At 59.6% G+C, this 25,049-nt stretch carries 20 protein-coding genes and 1 pseudogene; 16 read left to right on the top strand and 5 right to left on the bottom strand.

Annotated features, from left to right (window positions below; genetic code table 11):
- Positions 1–24: 24 nt before the first annotated feature.
- The 7 genes from EAH78_RS06280 to EAH78_RS06250 all read left to right on the top strand — a co-directional run bounded on the left by EAH78_RS06280 (position 25) and on the right by EAH78_RS06250 (position 11,703).
- Complete coding sequence (locus EAH78_RS06280; RefSeq protein ID WP_140666711.1) at positions 25–807, top strand: class II aldolase/adducin family protein; 783 nt, start codon at positions 25–27, stop codon at positions 805–807.
- Positions 807–1,709 (top strand): alpha/beta fold hydrolase, encoded by a 903-nt coding sequence (locus tag EAH78_RS06275; protein ID WP_140666709.1) that lies wholly within the window; start codon positions 807–809, stop codon positions 1,707–1,709. The genes EAH78_RS06280 and EAH78_RS06275 overlap by 1 nt, the downstream gene beginning before the upstream one ends.
- Before the next feature lie 112 nt (positions 1,710–1,821).
- The gene (locus tag EAH78_RS06270; protein WP_140666707.1) at positions 1,822–2,733 is read left to right on the top strand and encodes an SDR family oxidoreductase; all 912 of its coding nucleotides are present in this window, start codon (positions 1,822–1,824) and stop codon (positions 2,731–2,733) included.
- 525 nt (positions 2,734–3,258) lie between these two features.
- Positions 3,259–5,052, top strand: a complete 1,794-nt coding sequence (locus EAH78_RS06265) for a DUF1302 domain-containing protein (protein ID WP_140666705.1) — start codon at positions 3,259–3,261, stop codon at positions 5,050–5,052.
- A gap of 23 nt (positions 5,053–5,075) precedes the next feature.
- Positions 5,076–6,443: a DUF1329 domain-containing protein gene (locus EAH78_RS06260; protein ID WP_140666703.1), complete on the top strand. Its 1,368-nt coding sequence runs from the start codon at positions 5,076–5,078 to the stop codon at positions 6,441–6,443.
- Between the two features lie 139 nt (positions 6,444–6,582).
- Entirely contained in the window at positions 6,583–9,144 is a 2,562-nt protein-coding gene (locus EAH78_RS06255) for a LuxR C-terminal-related transcriptional regulator (RefSeq protein ID WP_140666701.1), read from the top strand.
- Between the two features lie 168 nt (positions 9,145–9,312).
- Positions 9,313–11,703: a dermonecrotic toxin domain-containing protein gene (locus tag EAH78_RS06250; protein ID WP_140666699.1), complete on the top strand. Its 2,391-nt coding sequence runs from the start codon at positions 9,313–9,315 to the stop codon at positions 11,701–11,703.
- A 33-nt stretch (positions 11,704–11,736) separates the two neighbouring features.
- Here EAH78_RS06250 and EAH78_RS06245 read toward each other — a convergent pair whose 3' ends face one another.
- The gene (locus EAH78_RS06245; protein WP_140666697.1) at positions 11,737–12,531 is read right to left on the bottom strand and encodes an IclR family transcriptional regulator; all 795 of its coding nucleotides are present in this window, start codon (positions 12,529–12,531) and stop codon (positions 11,737–11,739) included.
- Between the two features lie 164 nt (positions 12,532–12,695).
- On the opposite strand from EAH78_RS06245, the gene hmgA reads away from it, so the two are divergent.
- The 3 genes from hmgA to maiA are packed head-to-tail and all read left to right on the top strand — an operon-like array spanning position 12,696 to position 15,956.
- Complete coding sequence (gene hmgA / locus EAH78_RS06240) at positions 12,696–14,000, top strand: homogentisate 1,2-dioxygenase (RefSeq protein ID WP_140666695.1); 1,305 nt, start codon at positions 12,696–12,698, stop codon at positions 13,998–14,000.
- Between the two features lie 3 nt (positions 14,001–14,003).
- Positions 14,004–15,308 (top strand): fumarylacetoacetase, encoded by a 1,305-nt coding sequence (gene fahA, locus EAH78_RS06235; protein WP_140666693.1) that lies wholly within the window; start codon positions 14,004–14,006, stop codon positions 15,306–15,308.
- Positions 15,309–15,320: 12 nt separating this feature from the next.
- Positions 15,321–15,956 carry a maleylacetoacetate isomerase gene (maiA, locus tag EAH78_RS06230; RefSeq protein ID WP_140666691.1) on the top strand — a complete coding sequence of 212 codons (636 nt, stop codon included), beginning with the start codon at positions 15,321–15,323 and terminating at the stop codon, positions 15,954–15,956.
- A 112-nt stretch (positions 15,957–16,068) separates the two neighbouring features.
- Here maiA and EAH78_RS06225 read toward each other — a convergent pair whose 3' ends face one another.
- The gene (locus EAH78_RS06225) at positions 16,069–16,872 is read right to left on the bottom strand and encodes a SirB1 family protein (protein WP_140666689.1); all 804 of its coding nucleotides are present in this window, start codon (positions 16,870–16,872) and stop codon (positions 16,069–16,071) included.
- A 183-nt stretch (positions 16,873–17,055) separates the two neighbouring features.
- On the opposite strand from EAH78_RS06225, the gene EAH78_RS06220 reads away from it, so the two are divergent.
- The gene (locus tag EAH78_RS06220) at positions 17,056–18,075 is read left to right on the top strand and encodes a Glu/Leu/Phe/Val dehydrogenase family protein (protein ID WP_140666686.1); all 1,020 of its coding nucleotides are present in this window, start codon (positions 17,056–17,058) and stop codon (positions 18,073–18,075) included.
- A gap of 181 nt (positions 18,076–18,256) precedes the next feature.
- Here EAH78_RS06220 and EAH78_RS06215 read toward each other — a convergent pair.
- A pseudogene (locus EAH78_RS06215) lies at positions 18,257–18,496 on the bottom strand (YebG family protein); the annotation flags it as partial.
- A 365-nt stretch (positions 18,497–18,861) separates the two neighbouring features.
- Here EAH78_RS06215 and EAH78_RS06210 point away from each other — a divergent pair.
- A complete protein-coding gene (locus tag EAH78_RS06210) occupies positions 18,862–19,362 on the top strand; it encodes a phosphate-starvation-inducible protein PsiE (protein WP_140666684.1) in 501 nt (166 codons plus the stop codon).
- Here EAH78_RS06210 and EAH78_RS06205 read toward each other — a convergent pair.
- On the bottom strand, positions 19,359–19,676 hold the full coding sequence (locus tag EAH78_RS06205; protein WP_140666683.1) for a DUF3509 domain-containing protein: 318 nt from the start codon (positions 19,674–19,676) through the stop codon (positions 19,359–19,361). The genes EAH78_RS06210 and EAH78_RS06205 overlap by 4 nt on opposite strands.
- Positions 19,677–19,940: 264 nt before the next feature.
- Positions 19,941–21,317, bottom strand: coding sequence for an L-serine ammonia-lyase (locus EAH78_RS06200; protein WP_140666682.1), 1,377 nt, complete (start codon positions 21,315–21,317; stop codon positions 19,941–19,943).
- A gap of 135 nt (positions 21,318–21,452) precedes the next feature.
- On the opposite strand from EAH78_RS06200, the gene EAH78_RS06195 reads away from it, so the two are divergent.
- The 4 genes from EAH78_RS06195 to EAH78_RS06180 all read left to right on the top strand — a co-directional run bounded on the left by EAH78_RS06195 (position 21,453) and on the right by EAH78_RS06180 (position 24,956).
- Positions 21,453–22,400, top strand: coding sequence for a LysR substrate-binding domain-containing protein (locus EAH78_RS06195; RefSeq protein WP_140666681.1), 948 nt, complete (start codon positions 21,453–21,455; stop codon positions 22,398–22,400).
- Between the two features lie 213 nt (positions 22,401–22,613).
- Complete coding sequence (locus tag EAH78_RS06190; RefSeq protein ID WP_123435361.1) at positions 22,614–23,021, top strand: HPF/RaiA family ribosome-associated protein; 408 nt, start codon at positions 22,614–22,616, stop codon at positions 23,019–23,021.
- A 376-nt stretch (positions 23,022–23,397) separates the two neighbouring features.
- On the top strand, positions 23,398–23,970 hold the full coding sequence (locus EAH78_RS06185) for an RNA polymerase sigma factor (protein WP_140666680.1): 573 nt from the start codon (positions 23,398–23,400) through the stop codon (positions 23,968–23,970).
- Positions 23,967–24,956: a FecR family protein gene (locus EAH78_RS06180; RefSeq protein ID WP_140666679.1), complete on the top strand. Its 990-nt coding sequence runs from the start codon at positions 23,967–23,969 to the stop codon at positions 24,954–24,956. Before EAH78_RS06185 ends, EAH78_RS06180 begins: the two co-directional genes overlap by 4 nt.
- Positions 24,957–25,049: the final 93 nt, after the last annotated feature.

The raw sequence follows: 25,049 nt of genomic DNA, 5'->3' as shown, positions 1-25,049 counted from the left end.
ACAATAAGAACAGGAGGTCTTGCCGTGAATGTTGCCCCCGTCCAGTCACCCCACAGTGTCAAAGGTCAGGTCAGCGCCGCCGAGTGGCAAACCCGCGTCGATCTGGCGGCCTGTTATCGCTTGGTTGCCGCGCATGGCTGGGACGATCTGATCTTTACGCACATCTCGGCCAAAGTGCCGGGCACCGAAGATTTTCTGATCAACCCGTTCGGGCTGATGTTTCACGAAATCACCGCGTCCAGTCTGGTCAAGGTCGATCAGGCTGGCAACAAGCTGATGGACAGTCCTTACGAGATCAACCCGGCGGGCTACACCATTCACAGTGCCGTGCATGAAGTTCGCCACGATGTGGTTTGCGTATTGCACACCCACACCGCTGCCGGCGTCGCGGTTTCGGCGCAAAAGCAGGGCATTCTGCCAATCAGCCAGCAATCCTTGTTTGTCCTGTCCAGCCTGGCTTACCACGCTTACGAAGGCGTTGCGCTGAACCATGAAGAAAAAGCGCGCCTGCAAGCCGACCTTGGTGAAAACAACTTCCTGATGCTGCACAACCACGGTCTGCTGACCTGTGGCGGCACCATCGCCGACACGTTCCTGATGATGTTTACCTTCCAGCGCGCCTGCGATATCCAGGTGCTGGCACAGAATGGCGGCGCCGAATTGATCTCCATCGAACCGCAGATTCTGGCGGGCGCCAAAGCGATGATCGCCGGCGTGACCAAAAGTGCTCAAGGGATGGGTGGCGCGCTGGCCTGGCCGGCGCTGCTACGCAAACTCGATCAACAAGACCCGAGTTATAAACTCTAATGGAACTTGCCGAGATCCCCCTGTGTGTCTGGCGCAAACGCGGCCAGATGTTCGTATTCCGTGGCCAGACCATTCGCTATTGGACGGCGGGGCAGGGTGAGCCGCTGTTGCTCATCCATGGTTTTCCGACCGCCAGTTGGGATTGGCATTACTTGTGGCAACCACTGGCGCAGCGCTATCGGGTGATTGCCTGCGACATGCTCGGCTTTGGTGACTCCGCCAAGCCGGTGGACCACGAATACAGCCTGCTCGAACAGGCCGACTTGCAACAGGCGTTGCTGGCGCATTTGAGTGTCACGCAACCGGTGCACGTACTGGCTCACGACTATGGCGACAGCGTGGCGCAGGAACTGTTGGCCCGGCACTACGAAACCCGCATTCACCTCGCCAGTTGTGTGTTTCTCAACGGTGGCCTGTTTCCCGAAACCCATCGTCCGCTGCTGGCGCAAAAACTGCTGCTCAGCCCCTTGGGCTGGATGATTGGCCGCGCCTTCACGCGTGACGCGCTGGTGAAGAGTTTTCGGCAGATTTTCGGGCGGATGACCCGACCGACTGAAAGTGAAATGGATGATTTCTGGGGGTTGATCGATAGCAATCACGGCCAGCGGATCATGCATAAACTCATCACCTACATTCCCGAACGGCGTGTCCATCGCGATCGATGGGTCAGCGCCATGCAGCGCGGTGAAGTGCCGCTGCGCGTGATTGATGGCGAAGTTGATCCGATTTCCGGTGCGCACATGGTCGCGCGCTATCGGGAGTTGATCCCCAACCCGGACACAGTCCTGCTGGCCGAGATTGGCCATTACCCACAGACCGAAGCCCCGGCGCAGGTGCTCAAGCATTACCTGGATTTTCGTGATCGGCTGATTTTGCCGCCGCGCAGGTTCGCGTACTCCTGATTATCCCCCTGCCTTATCGGGCACCATTCAGCCTCTCCCCTGTTCATTGTGACCAGCAGCGTCGTGCCTGACACTCGGGCTTATTGTCCCTGGCCTGCTGGAGTTCCCCCCCATGAATGAGTCTGTGCGCTTCGAAGATAAAGTCGTGATCGTCACCGGTGCAGGCGGCGGCCTGGGCCGGGCACATGCGCTGCTGTTCGCCAAACAGGGCGCCAAAGTGCTGGTCAACGATCTCGGCGGTTCGGCGCAAGGCGAGGGCGCCAACGCGTCCGCAGCAGACCGTGTGGTAGCCGAGATTCGTGAGGCGGGCGGCATCGCCGAAGCCAACCATGATTCCGTCACCGATGGCGACAAAATCGTCCAGCACGCACTCGACGTTTTCGGCCGTGTCGATGTGGTGGTCAACAATGCCGGAATCCTGCGCGACAAGACTTTCCACAAAATGGACGACGCCGACTGGGACCTGGTTTACCGCGTTCACGTCGAAGGCGCCTACAAAGTCACCCGCGCTGCCTGGCCACATATGCGTGAGCAAAACTATGGCCGCGTGATCTTCACCGCATCGACCTCCGGCATCTACGGCAACTTCGGCCAGTCCAACTACGGCATGGCCAAACTCGGCCTCTATGGCCTGACTCGCACACTGGCCATCGAAGGCCGCAAGAACAACATCCTGGTCAACGCCATCGCGCCGACTGGCGGCACCCGCATGACCGAGGGCCTGATCCCGCCGCAAGTGTTCGAACAGCTCAAACCGGAACTGGTCAGCCCGCTGGTGGTGTATCTGGCCAGTGAAAACTGCAAAGAAACGTCCGGATTGTTTGAAGTCGGTGGCGGCTGGATGGGCAAGGTGCGCTGGGAACGCAGCCTGGGTGCCGGGTTCGATCCGCGGGTGGGCTTTTCACCGGAAGATGTGGCGGCGCAGTGGGAGCAGATTTGTGACTTTGAAGGGGCGGCGCATCCGAAGGACAATATTGAAGCGCTGAAGGAAATGATGGGCAATTTGCAGAAGTTTTCCCTCTGAACGAGATGCACCCCTGCGCAGGGCTTGCCTGAGTCGTGCGTTCTTCCCGCCGGTTCTCATCCTCACAAAACCATCGCCCATAAAAAAGGCCGCTGCAAACGCAGCGGCCAAGTAAGACGTTGGATCAGGAGCTACAAATCAACGTCTGTGTACACGGGGCGATCAATCGAAAATGCGTCGATTCATCTGAATTCTGTCGCCGATGGCGTGGGTTGATCACACCCCATGGCTTCGTGCTGCCCGGCGGATCACCGTGAAAGCCCGGCAAGAATAAGCCGTTGAGCCCTAAGGAAAAATAGCGATTCGCAACATGCAGTGTTGCAGCATGAGTAACAGTCCCGGCACACCACACCCATGCGTCTGACTGATAACCCTCTATCCAGCCCATCCATGCCCCGCGCAAACCCGCGCCCTGTCTGACCATTCATCCTTTAGAGGTACACCGCGAATACCTCCTTGGTGCGCTTATCGCTCCCCGGTTGCGGCAGTAGGGTGGGGCCTTCTGTCACTCACCGGGGAAGACGCATGACAAAAACAACAATGCGCGCCATCTTCAAACCGCACGCGCTGGCCGCTGCGGTGGCCTTGGGTTGCTGTGCCCAGGCGCAGGCTGTTTCATTCAATATCGGCGAGATCGAGGGCACGTTTGACTCCTCGCTGTCCGTCGGCGCGAGTTGGGGCATGCGCGATGCCGAGAAATCTTTGGTGGGCACCGTCAACGGCGGGACCGGGCAGTCGTCGACCGGTGATGACGGGAGGCAGAACTTCGGGAAGGGCGAAACCTTTTCCAAAATCGTCAAAGGCATCCACGACCTCGAATTGAAGTATGGCGACACCGGTGTGTTCGTGCGGGGCAAGTACTGGTACGACTTCGAATTGGAGGACGAAGATCGCCCGTTCAAGCAAATCAGCGACCACGGCCGCAAGGAAGGCGCCAAGTCTGCCGGCGCGCAAATTCTCGACGCTTTCGTTTATCACAACTACGCCATCGCCGACCTGCCGGGCAGCGTGCGCGCCGGTAAGCAGGTGGTGAGCTGGGGCGAAAGTACCTTCATCGGCAACTCGATCAACAGCATCAACCCGATCGACGTTTCTGCATTTCGCCGTCCCGGTGCAGAGATCAAGGAAGGCCTGATTCCGGTGAACATGCTGTACGTCTCCCAAGGCCTGACGGATCAGCTCTCGGTCGACGGGTTCTACCAACTGGAATGGGACCAGACTGTTCTCGATAACTGCGGCACCTTCTTCGCTGTCGACGTGGCGGCGGACGGTTGCAACAACAACTACACCGTCGGCAGCCCGGCGATTGCTCCGCTGGCGCCGCTGGCAGCCGCGTTTGGCCAACCTATCCTGGTGACCCGCGAAGGGGTGGTGGTTCCCCGTGGTGGCGACCGCGATGCTCGGGATTCCGGGCAGTGGGGCACCGCGTTGCGCTGGCTCGGTGATGACACCGAGTACGGCTTGTACTTCATGAACTACCACAGCCGCACACCGACGGTGGGCACCGTCACGGCCGGCGCGTCGACACTGGCGAGCCTGCCGGGCATGGTCGGTATCGCCAACCGCCTGGCACCCGGTAGCGGTGCGGGGCTGGCGCAAAGTGTGATGTTGGGTCGCGGCCAGTATTACCTCGACTACCCCGAAGACATTCGTCTCTACGGCGCGAGCTTCTCCACCACCTTGCCGACCGGCACGGCGTGGAGCGGCGAGATCAGCTATCGCCCGAATGCTCCGGTGCAGGTCAACACCAACGACCTGACCCTGGCCTTGATCAACCCGATTGCCGGCGGTGCCGCCTCGCCCATCGCGACGACGCCTGGCGCCGACAACAAAGGCTACCGTCGCAAGGAAGTCACGCAGATCCAGAGCACCCTGACGCAGTTCTTCGATCAGGTTCTGGGCGCGCAACGACTGACCGTGGTCGGTGAAGCGGCGGTGGTTCACGTCGGTGGGCTGGAGGGGCGCAGCCAACTGCGTTACGGCCGCGACTCGGTCTATGGCCAGTACGGTTTCGGTGGCGACACCGAAGGCTTTGTCACCTCGACCTCGTGGGGCTACCGCGCCCGGGCGATCCTCGATTACGCCGACGTGTTCGCCGGGGTCAACCTCAAACCCAACCTGTCCTGGTCGCATGACGTTGCCGGTTACGGTCCCAACGGGCTGTTCAACGAAGGCGTCAAGGCGGTCAGCGTCGGTGTCGATGCCGACTATCGCAACACCTATACCGCGAGCCTCAGTTACACCGACTTCTTTGGTGGTGACTACAACGTCCTCGAAGACCGCGACTTCGTGGCGCTGAGCTTCGGCGTGAACTTCTGATCTGGCTGAGAAGGATGATTTCAATGCGCAAGATGATTCTGCAATGCGGCGCCCTGGCCCTGAGCTTGCTGGCTGCCAACGTGATGGCGGCGGTGTCGCCGGAAGAAGCGAACAAACTCGGCACCAGCCTCACGCCGCTGGGGGCCGAGAAGGCCGGCAACGCCGACGGCTCGATCCCGGCCTGGACCGGTGGCATTCCAAAAAATGCTGGCGCGGTGGACAGCAAAGGCTTTCTCGCTGACCCGTTCGCCAGCGAAAAACCGCTGTTCGTGATCACCCCGGCAACCGTCGACAAGTACAAGGACAAATTGTCGGAAGGCCAGGTGGCGATGTTCAAGCGCTACCCTCAAACCTACAGGATCCCGGTCTACCCGACCCATCGCACCGTGGGCGTGCCGCCGGAAATCTACGAGTCGGCCAAGCGCAGTGCGCTGAACGTAAGCACCATCAACGACGGTAACGGCCTGGCCGGGTTCACCGGTAACCGCTACTACGCGTTCCCTATTCCCAAGAACGGTGTCGAAGTGATGTGGAACCACATCACCCGTTACCACGGCGGTAACCTCAAACGCATCATCACCCAAGTGACCCCGCAAACGAACGGCAGCTACACGCCGATCCGCTTCGAGGAAGAAATCGCCGTCCCGCAGCTGATGAAGGACCTGGACGCGGACAAATCCGCCAACGTGCTGACCTTCTTCAAACAGTCGGTCACCGCGCCGGCGCGTCTGGCGGGTAACGTGCTGCTGGTGCACGAAACCCTCGATCAGGTGAAGGAACCGCGTCTGGCGTGGATCTACAACGCCGGCCAGCGTCGCGTACGTCGCGCCCCGCAAGTGGCCTATGACGGCCCGGGCACCGCCGCTGACGGTCTGCGCACCTCCGACAACTTCGACATGTTCTCCGGTGCGCCGGATCGCTACGACTGGAAACTGATCGGCAAGAAGGAAATGTACATCCCGTACAACAGCTACAAACTCGACTCGCCGAGCCTCAAGTACGACGACATCGTCAAGGCCGGCCACATCAATCAGGACCTGACCCGTTATGAGCTGCACCGCGTCTGGGAAGTGGTCGGCACGGTCAAGCCAAGCGAGCGTCACATCTACGCCAAGCGCCACATGTACATCGACGAAGACAGCTGGCAAGTGGCATTGGCGGATCACTACGACGGTCGCGGGCAACTGTGGCGAGTGGCCGAAGGGCATGCGCAGTATTACTACGATCACCAGGCTCAGGCGTACACGCTGGAAGCGCTCTACGACATCATTGCCGGCCGGTACATCGCCCTGGGGATGAAGAACGAAGAGAAGCACAGTTTCGAGTTTGGTTTCGACGCCAAGATTGCCGACTACACGCCATCGGCGCTGCGTGCAGAGGGGGTTCGGTAAGGGCTTAACCCACTCACCGTGCAAAAGGCGACCGACGGGTCGCCTTTTTTATGGCTGTCGATCAACGTCCTGAATACTTCTCAACAAGCGGGTTAGACAGGTCTAGGGTGGCCGCACAACTATAAAAAGGCACGCTGCAATGACCGCCATGACCCCGTGTCTGGACCGTTCCGGATTCCTGCCCCGTCTGTCCTCACATCACCTGTCGCGTGAACGCTTGAGCGAGCCGTTGCTGGCGTCGAACGCACGGGTGAAATTGATCTGCGCACCTGCCGGCAGTGGCAAGTCGGCGTTGCTTGCCGACTGTCTGTTGCAAGCGCCGCCGCAGTATCGGGTGTGTTGGTTGCCGTTGTCGGGCACAGCCATGAACGTGGAGGATTTTCGTCAGCGCGTGGCTGAGGCATTGGGATTGGCGTCATCGGAGGAAACCGCGCTGCTCGGCTCGCTGGCTCGTTTGCAATCGCCGACCTGGTTGTTTCTTGACGATTTTTGCCGTGTCCCGAACCCCGAACTCGACCTGCTGCTGGACCGCATGCTGGCTGTCAGCAGCCCGATGTTGACCTGGTGGCTGGGGACTCGCCGTCGCCCGCAATGCAACTGGCCACGGTTGCTGCTCGATGATGAACTGTACGAGTGTGAGCGCTCGACGCTGGCCTTCAAGCAAACTGAAATTGCCTCGCTGTTGCGCCACCTGACGCCGGCCGATGCCAACACCGCCGCCAGCAAGATCATTCAGGGCAGTGGCGGTTGGTGCGCCGGGGTGCGCGTGGCATTGCTGCAAAAATGCGACTGGTCACGCAGCGACACACTTCACGGTCGACCGGACACATTGCTCGATTACCTCGAACACGAACTGTTCACCAGCCTGACCCCTGAGTTGACGGAGGCCTGGCGGGTACTCGCGCATTTGCCTCGCTTCAATGCATGTCTGTGCGATCACCTGTTTGGCGCAGGGGAGGGCGCGCAATGCCTGAAGACGTTGCAGGATCTGGGGTGCTTTATCGAGCCTTGGCAGGACTCGGCCGACTGGCTGCAGATCTTCCCTCCACTCATGCAATTGATGCGTGATGAACAATGGCCGGCCGGACGTTCCTGGCATCGCCGCGCCTGTCAGTGGTTCGCCGCTGAGCAGGACTGGAAAGCGGCGTTCGAACAGGCCTTGCTGGCTGAAGAATCTGAGGTCGCGGTGAGTCTGTTGCAGCACTTCAGTTTCGAGCATTTGTTCGAGGCGCAGACGGTCGTGCTGTTGTTGCGTTTGTATGAGCATCAAGGCGCAGAGCTGATGTTCGGCTCACCGCAATTGGTCGGCTTGATCACCGCGGCATTGTTGTTTGCCGGGCGATTCGAACAAGCCGCCGTTTGCATCGAACAGTTGTCGCGCTTTACCCCGCAACCCTCGGCGGTACAGCAGCGGCAACTGATCGCACGGTGGCAGGCGCAACAGGGTTGGTTGCTGCATTTGCAGGGACGTATGGAAGGCTCGCGTGCGCATTTTCTGGACGCGCTCAGCGAGCTCTGCCCTGACCTGTGGACCGTGCGCTTGATGTGCCTGTCGGGTCTGACGCAACAGGCCCTTCTGCGGGGCGAACTCGATGTGGCGCAGGCGTTGAATCGCGAGGCGCTGTGCCTGGCGCGTGCGCAGGGCTCGCTGGTGTTCGAAGGGCTGCTGGAACTCGATCATGCGCAATTGCTTGAACAGCGTGGCGCTCCCCAGCGTGCCGAAAGCCTGCTCGCGAACATCCATGAATTGCTCAATCAACCCGTCGAGCGACCTGTGCCGTTGCTGGGTCGAATCGCGCTGCGTCGTGGTCGGCTCGCACTCTGCCAGGGCGACGATGAGCGCGCCGAAGTGTTCTTTCAAACCGGCCTGGAACAGTGCTTGTGCAACCACGACAAACGCGTGCTGTACGGCTTTCTGGGTCTTGCGCAACTGGCGGCTAATCAGCGCGACTATGCCCAGGCGTTCGTCTTGCTGCGCGATGCCGAGAGACTGATGCAGCAACGGCATATTCCGGACACGGTCTACCGCAGCGTCCTGCTGCAAGTCAGCAGCCATTTCTGGTTGCAACAGGGACGTGCCGAACGGGTGTGCGAAGCGTTGAGTCGTGTGCTCAAGCACTATCGCGGTCCGCAGGCGCGGCAGGCACCCCCGGCCACGCTTGAGCTGATCCCGCGTATCGAATACCTGTTGATCATCGCAAGGTTTCGGACCGAGCCGGATACGGGCGAGGCGGCGGCACAACTTGAGTCATTGATGAAGCAGGCGCAGACCCAGGGCATGTGGTTGCTCGCGACTGAATTGCAATTGGCCCTGGCTGAAGTGCTGTGGCTCGAAGGCCAAGCCACGAAGGCTATTGATGTATTGCAGGAGGGCTTGCGCAACGTTACACGGTATCAGGCGCATCAAGTACTCAATGAATTGCGCCAGCGTCAGCCGTTATTGTTTGTCGACGAACAGGCTTCTCCAGGGGCGTGTCATCAGCCATGCAGTCGTTTAGATACCGTGGAAACCTTGAGCCAGCGTGAACTGCAAGTATTGAAGCTGGTGGCCCTCGGTCATTCCAATCAGGAGATTGCAGATACGCTGTTTATTTCTTTGCATACGGTCAAAACCCACACCCGGCGTATACATGGAAAGTTGCGGGTCGAAAGACGCACGCAAGCCGTGGCGAAGGCCAAAGCGTTGGGGTTGTGGGGTTGAAACCGAATGTAAGTTAGAGGGCTTGCTTGATAGATAAAATCCACCCGTTACACCGTGTTTGAGTTGTAAATAGTTGGTATTGCTTAAGCGCTTTGGTGGTGCGTGCTCCTTGGATAATTTGACGAGGCAGATTTCCTGGCTTTGTGTTTATTTTCTGAGGGCATTTAGATGAACGTAATGAACAAGTACCTACCTGTTGATAACGGTAACCGTCCGCAATGGCTCGAGCGCGCCAGTAGTCGGGAACAACTTGATTATGGCGAACTGGAGCAACAGTTAATCGCCAGCCAGGCTGAACTGGATAAGCAATTGGGCGCGTATGTCAGTCTGCGGACCTTCGCAAAAAACTTTGCCAGTCAACTGCTACAGCTGGAATTTGGTATCACCCTGGATCCTGACAGTCTGATGACCACCCGCCGTTATCTCTTCGATGTAGCCGGGCGTCGGGTCACCCAGGAGGACAAGCGTTGCCTCACGGATTTGCTACTGTGCGGCCTGCACGATGAAGGTGGGCGGGGATGGGTCACGTTTGTCGGTGAGCATCTACCCTCTGAACTGAACCAGCAATGGTTGGAAAAGGTGCTGACCGACGACGTGCGCGCTGCCTACGGTGTTGAAATTCGGGCTTTGTACCAGCGCAGTGAGGTGCTCGCCGCCATGACGCGCTTCAGCCGGGATGAATTGCTGCTGAGTGCCTTGGGCGCGAAGCTCCGCAGGCATCTGGACGACAGCGATTTTCAGCGGGTTCAACGCGCGGTGAACGGCGATGCGAACCTGATGATTGCGCCATTACAGCTGCGTGACGATACGCGCCCACTCTTGGGATTGGTTGCTGTCGGCAGCCGCACGCCCGGCAACGAGGACTGGCTGCTGTATGCGCCGGATTCGCCTGGCGGGCAGGACTGGTACCCATTGCCATCCCTCAGGCGCCTGAGCCTTGATATCGGCGCCTGGACGGCTACGCCGCAGGGCCGCGATTACCTGCTCTGGCGCTCCCATGCGCTGGATCGCGAGGCCATCAGTGGTTATTTGAAACAAGTCTTCAAACTACCCGGCCTATGGCGTGGCGTGGAGCTAGCCCCTACCCCATACACAGGAACCGAGGTACTAAACCCGCTTGTTTATAATCATCGAGCCTGGTTGGTCGCACAGGAAGAAAGCCACACGCCTTACGGCTATCGCACGGCGACTGATCAGCAGCGCCAGACGTTTACCCGGATCAATTGCGAACTCCGCGCGCTGAAAACGATTGAAGTGCGTGAGGGCGGGTTTGTCAGCTATGAGCGCTTTTGCCATCAATTAATCAAACAACGAATAGAAGCCTACCTTCTGACCTTCGGCGAACCTGTCGAGATCAATCCTGATCATATACACGTGGAAATTACGCCTGAAGAAAAGATGACGCTGACGCAGTTGATTGTTCGCGAAGTGGTTTTTTACGCGGATAATGAAAAGTCCAAATATCCGCGCTTTACTGTGAAGGCTGGCCACCCCTCAATCAGTAATCTCCATATTAACGATCTCGCCCTACACACGAGAGTGTTGCGTCCTGGCGAAAAATACATCGACATGCTGCGCGCACATTATATCGACCGCTCCAAAGGGTATTTCAGGCAACAGTTATACATGGGGATCCTGCAACGCCAGATGCGCGTGTCCATCCTGCAGGCGCTGTTTAAAGGCCGAGTGTCGAAGGAACACTTCGAAGAACTGATGAAGGTTGTCGAGGCGTTCGATCATCCGCAAGCGAGCAGCCCGGTGGGCGAGGCGCCTGACCGGGTGGGTCACAGTGCGCTGTTCAAACTTCATTTAAGGGGGCGACTGGTCGTCGGTGCGTTCGTCTTCAGGCTGCATGTTGCCGGGAAGATTGTGGAGTATCTGTATACCCCGCAGGCTCCGGATGGACGCGAGCTGAGGCCGTTCGAGGACTTCGTGGCCGCGGTGAAAACCCGCGGACTTGGCGACTATTTCTACGAACGGGTATTTGGGAAATACCAGTCGCAAGTCGGTACTTATCTGACGGATCTTGAGCAGCTTGCCAACTTCACCGAGGCGCCGACACTGGAGCGTAATAGTCGGATCACGGATTTGTACTGGTGCTATTACGACGTGTTGACCAAGGTCATTTCTGATGTCGACGAAAAGACCCAAAGCCTTGAAGAGATCATCACCGGCCTTGTGTACAACGCCGTAGTTTCAGCGGTGAGCGTCATCGCCATTGTCTACGCGCCCGTCGGTATCGCATTGAGCGTCGCCTTGCTGACTCAGAATCTGGTGCAAGGTGTTCACGCCTTTACCGAGGGCAATCGGTCCAAGGCCCTGAGTCATTTCAAGGATGCGGTAATTGAGTTGGCAGTCCTGGGCAAGGCAGGTCTGGGAAAGTCGGGGGCCACTGCCGTGCAGAAAACCCTGATTGGATTACTGGGGGATGTGTACACCGTCGAGAAACTGTTTGCCGATGTAACCGGGCAACCCCGATTGCATGAGCGGGCGCTGGAAGTTATTCAGGACATTCTCGACGACCCCGAGAGCATCACCAGCAAAACCACCCTCAGCTAACGGCAATGACGGATCGCCGATGTTGCCTCTGGCTCAGCGACTGACATCGTCGGCTTGATAGCCCATTCGCCAACTCACGGCCCGTGTCGCCGCCAGCAATCGCTGCGCCGCCGGGCCGTTTTCGTCGGCGTGAAACAACGAGGTCGGGCCGACAATGGTCATGACCGCCGCGACGTTTCCGACCGCATTGAAAACAGGGGCGGACAAGGCGTCGACACCGGGCATCAGCAAACCATGCACATGGTGCAAGCCGCGTTCGCGGATCTGTTCGCACAAGCTCGCGTAGGCCTGATCGTCCGCCAAAATGTGATCGGCGGCGTTTTGCAGTTCCTGGTCGCGCAAATCCACCGTTTCGCGCTTGGGCAGAAACGCGCCAAACACCAGACCGGTGGATGAACTGAGCAGCGGCAACACCGAACCCAACTGCGTCACCACCGTCACCGCGCGCACCGCCGGCTCGATATGCACCACGGTCGCCCCCTGATTGCCCCACACCGCCAGAAAGCAGGTTTCATTCAGTTCATCGCGCAGCTCGGCCAGGGGCAGGGCGCCGACTTTCAGCACGTCCATACTGTTGAGTGCTGCGAGCCCCACACGCAAGGCTTCACGGCCGAGGCCGTAATGGTTGGTGGCCGGGTTTTGCTCGGCAAAGCCGCTGGCGATCAGCGCCTGCAAATAGCGGTGAACCTTGCTCGCCGGCATCTGCACGTGTTCGGCCAGGCGCGAAAGCGAAGTCGAGGGCGACAACTCGGCCAAGGCCTTGAGGATGTCAGTGCCGACCTCGGCCGAGCGGACTTTCTGTTTGTCGTTGTTGCGCGGCGTTTCCATGAAGGCGGTCTGATCCCGGGACGAATGGGCGTCTTTATAGCTTGACGGTCAATACCAATCAAATTACGTTATGCGTAATCAGATTACGATAAAAATAACCCCGGCGTGCCGAACCTCTGCAACAGAGTGACAGGCCATCGCCTAGTCCCCGTTCAGGAGGCTCCATGAACCCTGATTCAACCGCGCCAGCACTGGCTTATCAGTCCGGCTTCGGCAACGAATTCAGCAGTGAAGCGTTGCCCGGCGCACTGCCCGTCGGCCAGAACTCCCCGCAAAAAGCCCCGTATGGCCTCTACACCGAATTGTTCTCCGGCACCGCGTTCACCATGCCTCGCAGTGAAGCGCGGCGTACCTGGATGTACCGCATTCAGCCATCGGCCAATCATCCGGCGTTCGTCAAACTGGATCGGCAACTGGCCGGCGGCCCGCTGGGTGAAGTGACCCCCAATCGACTGCGTTGGAACCCATTGGACATCCCGACCGAGCCGACTGATTTCATCGATGGACTGGTGAGCATGGCCGCCAACTCGGGCGCGGAAAAACCGGCCGGGATCAGCATCCATAGCTATCGCGCCAATCGCTCCATGGAGCGCGTGTTCTTCAACGCTGACGGCGAAATGTTGCTGGTGCCTGAGCTTGGCCGTTTGCGCATTGCCACTGAACTTGGCGTGCTGGAGCTGGAGCCGCTGGAGATTGCTGTGCTGCCGCGCGGGCTGAAATTTCGCGTTGAATTGCTTGACCCGCAAGCGCGCGGTTACATCGCCGAAAACCACGGCGCGCCACTGCGCCTGCCGGACCTTGGGCCAATCGGCAGCAACGGTCTGGCTAACGCTCGGGACTTCCTGACGCCGGTTGCGCACTACGAACACCTCAAGCAACCGACCACTCTGGTGCAGAAATTCCTCGGTCAGTTGTGGGGGTGTGAGCTCGATCATTCGCCGCTCAACGTGGTCGCCTGGCATGGCAATAACGTGCCATACAAATATGACCTGCGCCGTTTCAACACCATCGGCACGGTCAGTTTTGATCATCCGGATCCATCGATCTTCACCGTCCTGACTTCGCCCACCAGCGTGCACGGTTTGGCCAACCTGGACTTCGTGATCTTCCCGCCGCGCTGGATGGTCGCCGAGAAAACCTTCCGTCCGCCGTGGTTCCACCGCAACCTGATGAACGAATTCATGGGCCTGATCCAGGGCGCCTACGATGCCAAGGCCGAAGGCTTCGTGCCCGGCGGTGCGTCCTTGCACAGCTGCATGAGCGCTCACGGCCCGGACGGCGAAACCTGCACCAAGGCAATCAATGCTGAGCTGGCGCCGGCGAAAATCGACAACACCATGGCGTTCATGTTCGAGACTAGCCAGGTGCTGCGCCCGAGCCGTTTTGCCCTCGACTGTCCGCAACTGCAAACCAACTACGATGCCTGCTGGGCCACGCTGCCCGCCACTTTCGACCCGACCCGGAGATAACCCATGACTCAGACTTCCATCACTCGTAGCTGGGTTGCCTCCGCCAACGGCCATACCGATTTCCCGCTGCAAAACCTGCCCCTGGGCGTGTTCAGCGTGAACGGTTCGGCCCCGCGTAGCGGCGTGGCGATTGGCGACCATATCTTTGATCTGGAAGCGGCACTGGACGCCGGCCTGTTCGACGGCGCAGCCAAAGCCGCTGTTGAAGCGACCCGTGGCGGTCAGTTGAATGCTTTTTTCGAACTCGGTCGCGACGCTCGTGTTGCCCTGCGTGAACGCTTGATCGAACTGTTCAAGGAAGGCAGCACGCTGCACGGCAAGGTCGAAGCCCAAGGCGCAAAACTGCTGCCATTGGCGGCTCAATGCACGATGCATCTGCCGGCGAAAATCAACGATTACACCGACTTTTATGTAGGCATCGAGCACGCGCAAAACGTCGGCAAACTGTTCCGCCCCGACAACCCGCTGTTGCCGAACTACAAGTACGTGCCGATCGGCTATCACGGTCGCGCCTCGACCATTCGCCCGTCCGGGACTGACGTTCGTCGTCCGAAAGGGCAGACCTTGCCGGCCGGTCAGACCGAGCCAACGTTTGGCCCGTGCGCACGTCTGGATTACGAACTGGAGCTGGGCATCTGGATTGGCCAGGGCAATGAGATGGGCGACTCGATCGCCATCGGTGACGCCGCCGATCACATTGCCGGTTTCTGTCTGCTCAATGATTGGTCGGCGCGTGACATTCAAGCCTGGGAATACCAGCCGTTGGGGCCGTTCCTGTCGAAAAGCTTCATCACCAGCATCTCGCCGTGGGTCGTGACGGCCGAAGCGCTGGAGCCGTTCCGTCGCGCCCAGCCTGCGCGCCCTGAAGGCGATCCGCAGCCGTTGCCGTACCTGCTCGACAAGCGCGATCAAGCCGCTGGCGGTTTCGACATCGAGCTGGAAGTGCTGCTGCTCACCGAAGGCCTGCGCGAGCAAAACCTGCCGGCCCATCGCCTGACGCTCAGCAACACCCAACACATGTACTGGACGGTGGCGCAAATGGTTGCGCACCACAGCGTCAACGGCTGCCAGTTGCAGGCCGGCGACCTGTTCGGTTCGGGCACCTTGTCCGGTCCGCAAAACGGTCAGTTCGGCAGCCTGCTGGAAATCACTGAGGGCGGTAAAAAGCCAATCGAACTGGCGTCGGGCGAGGTGCGTAAATTCCTTGAGGACGGCGACGAGATCATCCTGCGTGCCCGTTGCAACCGTGAGGGTTACGCATCCATCGGCTTCGGCGAATGCCGCGGCAAAGTACTGCCGGCGCGTTAAGAGGATCGGGTCATGGAACTCTATACCTACTACCGTTCGACCTCGTCGTATCGGGTGCGTATCGCGTTGGCGCTCAAGGGCCTGGATTACCAGGCGCTGCCGATCAATTTGATTGCGCCGCCTGTTGGCGAACATCGCCAACCGGCGTACCTGGGCATTAACCCGCAAGGCCGTGTGCCGGCGTTGCGCACGGATGAAGGCGACCTGTTGATTCAGTCGCCAGCGATCATTGAATACCTCGAAGAACGTTATCCACAGGTGCCACTGCTGGCCAAAGACCTTGCCGCCCGCGCGCACGAGCGCGGTGTGGCGGCAGTGATCGGTTGCGATGTGCATCCATTGCACAACGTCAGCGTGCTCAACAAGCTTCGCCAGTTGGGCCATGACGAACCGCAAGTGGTGGAGTGGATCGGGCACTGGATCAGCCAGGGGTTGGCGACGGTGGAGCAGTTGATCGGGGATGAGGGTTATTGCTTTGGCGATGAACCGGGATTGGCGGATGTCTACCTGATCCCTCAACTGTACGCGGCGGAGCGATTCAACATCTCCCTCGAAGCGTATCCGCGGATTCGCCGAGTGGCAGCGTTAGCAGCCACGCATCCAGCGTTCATCAAGGCCCACCCGGCCAACCAGCCAGACACCCCATAAAGCCTCACTCGATCGAAATGTGGGAGCGGGCTTGCTCGCGAAGGCGGTGTGTCAGTCAAGTAGCGGTCGACTGATACACCGCCTTCGCGAGCAGGCTCGCTCCCACATGGGGTCAGTGGACGATCGAGTTGGGCGGCAGGTGCCCCAGGCGTTCTGTCAGGCGAATTCGCTGGATCGGGTCGTCGCTGAGCAACAGTGCATGCTCCAGGTCGAAACGCTCGGCATTCGGGCAGTCCAGGCGTTGATAAAGGCTGGCCCGGGCCAGGTAATCGGCGGCGCTGGCGTTGCCCAGCTCCAGCACACGCTCGGCATCGATCAGGGCGCCGATGTAGTCATCATGGGAGAGGTGCAGTTGACGCAGGTTTCGCGACAGGCGTTGCAGCATCTGCACCGGATCCGCCGTCAGTAAATGTTCGGCACCGAGTTTCATGTTCGGGCCGTACTGGCGTTGCAGAAGCTCCCGGCAGTCATTGGGGTACAACCGGCGGCCGCCACAAGGGTCCAGCAGGTGATCGGCACCCGGAACCCGTAGCAGGAAGTGCCCGGGGAAATTGACCCCCACCAGCGGGATCTCCAGACGCTTGGCCAATTCCAGCGCAATCAACCCAAGGGACAGCGGCTGGCCGCGCCGCAGTTCCAGCACCTTATTGAGCAAGGCCACTTGTGGGCGCAGCGGCGTGAAGTCGTCCTGCGCGAACCCCAGGTCATTCATCCGCCGCAACAACGGTTGGGCCAGTTCGCTGACCGGTAACATCGGCAGGCCGTAGCTGACATGCTGTGTCAGGTCGTTGAAGTCGGCCAGCACGGCCTCGGGATTCAGCCGTGAGTCGTGTTCGACCGCCATCCACAGCGCCGCTTCGAACAGCGCGGGCGGTGAACGTTGCAGGCAATCGAAGAAGCGTTGGCGGGGCGTCATCAAAATCTCCGGCGGATGCCTCGTTTTAGCCCCGTCTCCGACATTCGTCCAGTGCTGCACACATCCGGTTTCAGGTTATGTCCAAAAGCCTGCAAGGTCGTGCCGCTTATTCCGGTGCGCTTCTGCAATTTTTGGGCGCACGCCTATACTGGCGACTACAAGAAGTGATTCGGGAGCCCCACGATGTTCGCTCTCATGCAAAGCACTCGCCTTGAATCGCTGCATCTGAGCGTCGACCCGGTCACCGGGTTGAAGGCGGTCATTGCCATTCATAACAGCCGGCTCGGGCCTGCCCTGGGTGGTTGTCGTTACCTTGCCTACCCCAGCGACGAATCCGCGGTCGAGGATGCCATGCGCCTGGCGCAAGGCATGAGTTACAAGGCGGCACTGGCCGGGCTCGCCCAGGGCGGTGGCGTGGCAGTCATTGTTCGCCCGATCCATGTGGAAAATCGCGCCGCGCTGTTCGAAGCGTTCGGACGCTGTATCGATCAGCTCGACGGCCGCTACATCACCGCCATCGACAGCGGCACCTCGGTGGCGGACATGGATTGCATCGCTCAACAGACCCAACACGTCACCAGCACCACATCGGCAGGCGACCCTGCGCCGCATGCCGCCATGGGCGTGTTCACCGGTATTCGAGCGACCGCGATGGCCCGTCTGGGCAGCGATAACCTGGAAGGCCTGCGGGTGGCCATCCAGGGGTTGGGCAACGTCGGTTATGCGCTCGCCGAACAACTGCACGCAGCGGGCGCGGAACTGCTGGTCAGCGATATCGATCACGGCAAGGTGCAATTGGCGATGGAGCAATTGGGGGCTCACCCGATTGCCAACGAAGCACTGCTCAGTACACCGTGCGACATCCTCGCGCCGTGCGGCCTGGGTGGCGTGCTCAACAGTCACACCGTGACACAACTGCGCTGCTCGGCGGTGGCTGGCTCTGCGAACAACCAATTGACGCACCTGGACGTCGCGGATCAACTGGAGCGGCGGGGCATCTTGTATGCGCCGGACTATGTGATCAATTCCGGGGGGCTGATCTACGTTTCGCTCAAACATCGCGGCGAAGAGCTGACGACCATCACCGCGCACCTGTCGAAAATCGCCTCACGGCTGACCGAAGTCTTCGCCCATGCCCAAGCGGAAAAACGTTCGCCTGCGCGGGTGGCGGACGAGTTGGCAGAGAAAGTGTTGTACCGCTGAGCGATTCTTTTATCCCGGACATGAAAAAGGCCCTGAGTCCTTCGACTCAGGGCCTATTCAATTCGGGCGTTACTTACTTCGGCGTCTTGGTCGCTTTGGCGGGCTTGGCCGGCGCCGGCTCAGCGGTTTCCTCCGACTCGGCAGGTTCAGCCTGTGCAACCACTTCAACCGGTGCATTCAGCAGTTCGGACAACGCATCCGGCTGGCTCTTGAATGCCTTGGCGAACACATCGCGATTCTTCGCCATGTAGATCCCGGCTTCTTCCACTTGCTGTTCGGTCAGGGACGGAACGGCTTTTTGCAACACTTCAGCCAGCAATTCAGCCAGTTCGAGCATTTTGTCATGACGGTCAGCTTCGGCTTTATCCATGAACAAGCGCTCCAGATCTCGGCTGCTGCGGTATACCACTTCGACGGCCATTCACCACCTCACATGCCTTCACATTAGTTGTCTGTTTCGACCACTGTATTTATATACAGCTAAAAGGATAAGCGAATCCCTGCGCTTTGGGTAGTGGCTTTTTAATGTAGACCGAAATTGGCGTTTGTCAGGTGAACCGTGTTGTCCCTAATCGCGAGCAAGCTCCCACAGTGGTTTTTTGAACGCCACAGATCCCCTGTGGGAGCCGGGCTAGCCCGCGATGGCGTCAATGAAGACACCACAAAAGTGTCCAGCAACAACTCGTCAACATCTTACCGAGAGCCACTGGCCTTTTTTCTGCATGCAGAACAACCGTCACGTCAATCCAGCATCATCCGCTCAAACCGAGCTAAGGAAGCATCATCGTGAAAATCAACTGGGCCGAGAACCTGCGGCAGAACGTCCACCAACTGGCCGAGTCACTGGGCAACCTGTTCGTCGAGACGTTCCACTACCTGGCGCTGTTCGCCATCGGTGCCGTGACCGCGTACGCCGCGGTGATGGAATTCCTGCAGATGATCGAAGCCGGGCACATCAAGATCGACGATATCTTGCTGCTGTTCATCTACCTCGAGCTGGGGGCGATGGTCGGGATTTATTTCAAGACCAATCACATGCCAGTGCGATTCCTGATCTACGTGGCGATCACCGCGCTGACGCGGCTGCTGATCTCCAACGTCTCGCACCACAATCCGCCCGATGTCGGCATCATTTACTTGTGCGGCGGGATTCTGCTGCTGGCGTTTTCGATTCTGGTGGTGCGATATGCCTCGTCGCAATTCCCTTCGGTGAAGATCGAGCACCCGCAACGCAAGGCCGGTGCGGGCTCCAGTGAGCATCTCGAAGTGGAGAAGGGCGAGCTTTAAAGCCGAATCGCAGGGCGGGGCTGGCCTTTGACCGAAGGGGGTGGCAGGGAGCGACTGTCGCCGTCGGTCATGGCTTCGAGGATGGTCATGGCACTATGGCCCTGCTCGATGGCGATGCCGAACTGAATGCTTTGCACCAGGCGCTTCAGGCGCTTGGGGTCATTGCGTTGTTCGGCACTGATCATCCGTTTTGCAACCACGCGGCCGCTGTTGGAGAGGGTCAGCATGATGCTGCCGTCCAGACCCTGAATGCTCAGGTTGATCTGGTAATCCGGCGCAAAGGCATCGGTAATGACTTGAAAGGGATTGTCCATGATGCGTCACCGCTTGATTGAACGTGCAGTTGTTGACCGGCCATGTTCGGGTTGGTTCGCACCACCGGACCATCGGCCGATCGCTCGCTGAGGTTTCAAAAGTCCTTTTGCCTCAGAGGTGACGTAGCAAGGGGCATGCCGGAAAAATTGTCGGACAATGATCACGGCAAAAAACAGGCGGGCGCCCCGGAAATCAGGCAGCCCGCGTTCTTTTTGCCTGCCCGTTTCAGGGCATGAATGCGTCGATGACCGCAGACAGTGCAATCAACACTCCACCCAGCTCACCGCCAGGCCTCCCCGTGAAGTCTCTTTGTATTTGTCATGCATGTCGGCGCCGGTATCGCGCATGGTGCGGATCACCCGGTCCAGGGAGATGAAATGTTTGCCGTCGCCGCGCAGGGCCATTTGCGTGGCGTTGATCGCTTTCACCGCGGCAATCGCGTTGCGTTCGATGCACGGCACTTGGACCAGGCCACCGACCGGGTCGCAGGTCAGGCCGAGGTTGTGTTCCAGGCCAATTTCGGCGGCGTTTTCCAGTTGCTCCGGGGTGGCACCGAGCACGTCGGCCAGACCGGCGGCGGCCATCGCGCAGGCCGAACCGACTTCGCCTTGACAGCCGACTTCCGCGCCGGAGATCGAGGCGTTTTTCTTGCACAAAATGCCGACTGCCGCCGCGCCCAGAAAGAACGCGACCACGTCATCGTCTGACGCGTCCGGGTTGAACTTCATGTAGTAATGCAGCACCGCCGGAATGATCCCCGCCGCACCGTTGGTCGGTGCCGTGACCATGCGTCCGCCTGCGGCGTTTTCTTCGTTCACGGCGAGGGCAAACAGGTTGACCCACTCCATGGCCGACAGGGTGGACGTGATGACATTCGGCTTGCCGATTTCCAGCAGGCTGCGGTGCAGTTTCGCCGCACGACGCGGCACGTTCAGGCCACCCGGCAAAATGCCTTCATGACGCAAACCCTGTTCGACACACTCGCGCATCACCGACCAGATGTGCAGCAAGCCCTGGCGGATCTCGGCTTCGCTGCGCCAGGCCAATTCATTGGCCATCATCAATTCGGAAACCCGCAGCCCGTGCTGGTTGCAGAGCCGGAGCAATTCGGCGGCGCTGGAGAAATCGTAGGGCAGCACCACATCGCTGGCAGGCGCAATGCCGGACTCGGCTTGGGCTGCTTCAATGATGAAACCGCCGCCGATCGAGTAGTAAGTCTGTTCATAGAGTTCGCCGGTTTCGCTGAAGGCTGTCAGTGACATCGCGTTGGGGTGGTAGGGCAGGCTCTCGTCCAGCAGCAGGAGATCGCGCTGCCAGTTGAAGGCAATGGTCGTTTTGCCGGCGAGGGACAATTCACCGATTTCGCGCAACGTCTGGATACGGCTGTCGATGGACGTGGGATCGATGCTGTCCGGCCATTCGCCCATCAGGCCCATGACGCAGGCGCGGTCGGTCGCGTGGCCGACGCCGGTGGCGGAAAGGGAGCCATATAAGCGGATTTCTACCCGACGTACGGCGTCCAGCACATGCTGGTCAATCAGCGCCTGGGCGAAGGTTGCGGCGGCGCGCATCGGGCCGACGGTGTGGGAACTGGACGGACCGATGCCGACTTTGAAAAGATCGAAAACACTGATAGCCATGCTAAAGCCTATACACGCAATGGAAGAGAAATCGCTGCCATTTTTGTAGGACAAGCGCAATGTCGGCGATACTGCCAACCTCGGTCCACAGTGACCAACGAAACTTCCTAAGACAGCCTTTAGCAGGACTAAACGATGAGTCGTCAACTGCATGCCCAGACTTACGTCTGGCTGCACGTGTTTTCCTGTGCCGCGCGGCACTTGTCGTTCACCCGTTGCGCTGAAGAACTGCACATCACGCCGGGTGCGGTCAGTCAGCAAATCCGGCAACTGGAAGAGCGTTTGGGTTTCCGTCTGTTTCACCGTCGTGCGCGAGGTGTGGAACTGAGCGCTGAAGGCCAGCGCCTGGCCATTACCGTCAACGAGGCTTATGGCAGCATCGATGCGGAATTGCGCCGACTGGACGCCGGAATGATCAGCGGAACGTTGCGGCTGCGCTCGATTCCGTCATTCCTGAGCAAATGGCTGACCCCTCGTCTGCCACGTTTGCAGCAGCGCTTTCCGGACATCCAGTTGCGCCTGGTGGCCGAGGACAGCAGCGTGCCGCTGCACGAAGGTGATTTCGATCTGGCCATCGACCTGAACGACGGCAGCTACCCCGGCCTGTTATCCACAGCCTTGCTCGACGAGCAGATCTTCCCGGTCTGCGCCCCCGGCCTGCTGCGAGGCCGACCGCCGCTGCATGGCCCGGCGGACCTGGTGCATTTCCCGTTGTTGCACGACATCACGGCCTGGCGCGGCAGCTATGAATATGCGGAATGGGAGTTCTACCTGAATGCCATCGGCTTCGAGGGCGCCGACGTACGGCGCGGGCACACCTTCAATCGCAATCACCTGACCATCGAAGCGGCCATTGCCGGGATGGGCGTGGCGATTGCGCGGCGCACGTTGCTTAACGATGAGCTGGAGCGGGGGACATTGATTGTGCCATTCGGGCTGGCGGTGCCCAATCACAAGCGCTACATGCTGCTGTATGCGCCGGGGGCCTTGAGCCATCCGGGCGTGCGCGCGGTGCATGACTGGCTGGTGGAGGAGGCGGGGATCTTTCGAAGTTTGCACCCGCTGGCAGAGCAGCAAATGTGAGCAATTATGACAAAGAAGCGTGTCGACCCAACTCCTGACCTTAACAGCGCTTTTACCCGTTGTCCGGGTTTTTTTGCGAATCCAAAATTATCTTTTTTTAGGGGTTGAATTGTTCTGCGCGCAGACCGATTGTGTAAGTAAGAGGTCACGGTGATGACGCCCAAGGGCTAGCCGAAAGGCCTCTCGCGAGCTAGCTGAAATAAGGGATGAACTATGCAAATCCAAGTCAACAGCGACAACCATATTCAAAGCAGCATCCGACTGGAGGAGTGGGTACGTACTACCATTGAGAGCACGCTCGAACGTTATGCAGAGGACCTGACCCGCGTTGAGGTCCACCTGTCAGACGAAAACGGCGACAAGCCCGGACCGCACGACATGCGCTGCCAGCTGGAAGCGCGGCCAAAAGGCCACCAACCGATTTCTGTCACTCACAAAGCCGATAACCTGGAACTGGCGATCGACGGTGCGGCCGAAAAACTCGAACATGCGCTGGAACACCTGTTCGGCAAACTGCGAGGCAAACCACGTGCCGCTGTGGTGCCGTTCGAACGAGTTGCAGCCGATGAGCTGCTTGAGGAAGAATTTCTCGAGAACGAGCAAGCCGCGCAAAACGGCTGACAGCTGATTCGATTTTTACCTTTCCACCCCTGAAAACGGGCCTGCTGATGCAGGCCCGTTCTTGTTTCTGGGTCCACAGCCTGCATGGGATCCCTGTGGCGAGGGGGCTTGCTGTGGCGAGGGGGCTTGCCCCCGTTCGGCTGCGAAGCAGTCGCAAAACCTGCTATGAGGTTTTGGCTGACACAACTCATTGGATGGTTCTGGGACCGCTTCGCAGTCCAACGGGGGCAAGCCCCCTCGCCACAGGGGTGTAACCCCTCAGAAATGTCACCGGCCGGCAATCGGATCTCTTTGTGTATGAGAATATTTATCATTACTATTGCGCCCTCGCTGGCCCCATGACTTTCACGCGGCCTTACCGTTTCAAGGTCGCACCATGAAAGACACCACCACCCTCCCACCCGAATCACACGACGAGGAACATCGCGGGGCGCGCGCGCATTTCCTGCAGGTGTTTCTTTCCCAGCGTTCGCAGATGGAAGCCTTGGTGAACCGGCGCGTGGGGTGTCGGGCGACGGCGGCGGATCTGGTGCAGGACTTGTTTCTGCGTTTCTGGCGTCGGCCATTGGTGCAGGTCGAGGAGCTCAGCACTTACCTGCTGCGTAGCGCCGGCAACATCGCCATTGACCATTTGCGCAGCGAAGGCACGCGGGTGCGGGTCAATGAAGGCTGGATGCCGGACGCGCCAGACAGCCACGGCAGTGAGCCGCAAGCCGCCCTGGAAGCCGGCAACGATTTGCGTCACGTCGAAGCGGCGCTGCGTGCCTTGCCGGAGCGCACGCGGCAGATCTTCCTGCTTAACCGCATTCACGGTCGCAAATACGCCGAAATCGCCAAGGCCATGGGCCTGTCCCAAAGCGCCGTGGAAAAACATATGATGCGCGCCCTCGATGCCTGCAAGGCCAGCCTGCGGGAATCGCCCACGCGCACGCCAGGGAAAGCACCGTGAATCAGCTCGATCGCGTCACCCCGACGCCCGCTCAGGAACAGGCCGCCTTCGCGTGGCTGTGCTTGCTGCACGACCAGCCCAGCAGTGGCGATCAACTCACCTTCAGTCATTGGTTGCAGGCTGATCCGGCGCACGCCGAGGCTTATGCACAGGCGCAGGTGCTGTGGGAATTGAGCGAATCGCCGGCGCGAACTTTGGCAGATGAAGACGCTTTCGCCTTGCAGGGATATCTCAATGCCATGAATCAAACGCGCCGCCACAGCGTGCGGCGCTGGTCGGGCGCGCTGGCCATGGCGGCGTGCCTGCTGTTGATGATCAGTCTCGGCGCGGGTTGGCAGCCGGCACGATGGATTGACGACCTGGGGGCGGACTATGTCTCGGCGCCGGGGGAAATCCGCACCGTGACCCTGGCGGATCAGTCGCAAGTCACGCTGGATGCCGACAGCGCCATTGCCGTGGATTTCAGTCGCGGTGAGCGGCACGTCCAGTTGCGGCGCGGCGCCGGGTTTTTCAGCGTGACGCATACGGGCGATCCGTTTGTGGTCGACGCTGAACAGGGCCAGGCGAAAGTGCTGGGCACGCAGTTTGAGGTGCGCCTGCAACCGCAGGGTGCTCAGGTGACGGTGTTGTCCGGACGGGTCGGCGTGACAGCGAAGAAGTACGCCGAGCCACAAATCCTGACCGCCGGCCAGCAAGTGGCCTATGGCGAGGGCACGGCGGAGAAACTGCAGGCTGTCGACAGCGAGACGCAGTTGGCCTGGCGTCAGGGCTGGCTCAATTACTACAAGGCGACGTTGGCGGAGGTGGTGCAAGACCTCGGGCGCTATTACCCGGGGCGGATCGTGTTGCTCAACGATGAACTGGCGGCGCGGCGAATCAGTGGCAGCTTTCCGAGCAAGGATCCTCAGGCTGTACTGAGTTCATTGCAGGGGGTGTTGGGGTTTGAGCAGCACAGTGTTTTTGGGCATCTGATTATTTTGCGTTGAGGCTACTGGCCCCTTCGCGAGCAAGCCCGCTCCCACATTCGACCGAGTTCTCACATAGGAATGCGGTCGAATGTGGGAGCGGGCTTGCTCGCG

This window comes from Pseudomonas arsenicoxydans, assembly GCF_006438915.1.
GTDB lineage: Bacteria > Pseudomonadota > Gammaproteobacteria > Pseudomonadales > Pseudomonadaceae > Aquipseudomonas > Aquipseudomonas arsenicoxydans_A.
This window is presented reverse-complemented; position numbering and strand designations above follow the sequence as displayed.

Excerpts from the sequence above, each read along its gene's own strand:
- EAH78_RS06275 (WP_140666709.1), top strand. The coding sequence starts at position 807 with ATGGAACTTGCCGAGATCCCCCTGTGTGTCTGGCGCAAACGCGGCCAG.
- EAH78_RS06270 (WP_140666707.1), top strand. The coding sequence starts at position 1,822 with ATGAATGAGTCTGTGCGCTTCGAAGATAAAGTCGTGATCGTCACCGGT.
- EAH78_RS06265 (WP_140666705.1), top strand. The coding sequence starts at position 3,259 with ATGACAAAAACAACAATGCGCGCCATCTTCAAACCGCACGCGCTGGCC.
- EAH78_RS06260 (WP_140666703.1), top strand. The coding sequence starts at position 5,076 with ATGCGCAAGATGATTCTGCAATGCGGCGCCCTGGCCCTGAGCTTGCTG.
- EAH78_RS06255 (WP_140666701.1), top strand. The coding sequence starts at position 6,583 with ATGACCGCCATGACCCCGTGTCTGGACCGTTCCGGATTCCTGCCCCGT.
- EAH78_RS06250 (WP_140666699.1), top strand. The coding sequence starts at position 9,313 with ATGAACGTAATGAACAAGTACCTACCTGTTGATAACGGTAACCGTCCG.
- EAH78_RS06245 (WP_140666697.1), bottom strand. The coding sequence starts at position 12,531 with ATGGAAACGCCGCGCAACAACGACAAACAGAAAGTCCGCTCGGCCGAG.
- hmgA (WP_140666695.1), top strand. The coding sequence starts at position 12,696 with ATGAACCCTGATTCAACCGCGCCAGCACTGGCTTATCAGTCCGGCTTC.
- fahA (WP_140666693.1), top strand. The coding sequence starts at position 14,004 with ATGACTCAGACTTCCATCACTCGTAGCTGGGTTGCCTCCGCCAACGGC.
- maiA (WP_140666691.1), top strand. The coding sequence starts at position 15,321 with ATGGAACTCTATACCTACTACCGTTCGACCTCGTCGTATCGGGTGCGT.
- EAH78_RS06225 (WP_140666689.1), bottom strand. The coding sequence starts at position 16,872 with ATGACGCCCCGCCAACGCTTCTTCGATTGCCTGCAACGTTCACCGCCC.
- EAH78_RS06220 (WP_140666686.1), top strand. The coding sequence starts at position 17,056 with ATGTTCGCTCTCATGCAAAGCACTCGCCTTGAATCGCTGCATCTGAGC.
- EAH78_RS06205 (WP_140666683.1), bottom strand. The coding sequence starts at position 19,676 with ATGGACAATCCCTTTCAAGTCATTACCGATGCCTTTGCGCCGGATTAC.
- EAH78_RS06200 (WP_140666682.1), bottom strand. The coding sequence starts at position 21,317 with ATGGCTATCAGTGTTTTCGATCTTTTCAAAGTCGGCATCGGTCCGTCC.
- EAH78_RS06195 (WP_140666681.1), top strand. The coding sequence starts at position 21,453 with ATGAGTCGTCAACTGCATGCCCAGACTTACGTCTGGCTGCACGTGTTT.
- EAH78_RS06190 (WP_123435361.1), top strand. The coding sequence starts at position 22,614 with ATGCAAATCCAAGTCAACAGCGACAACCATATTCAAAGCAGCATCCGA.
- EAH78_RS06185 (WP_140666680.1), top strand. The coding sequence starts at position 23,398 with ATGAAAGACACCACCACCCTCCCACCCGAATCACACGACGAGGAACAT.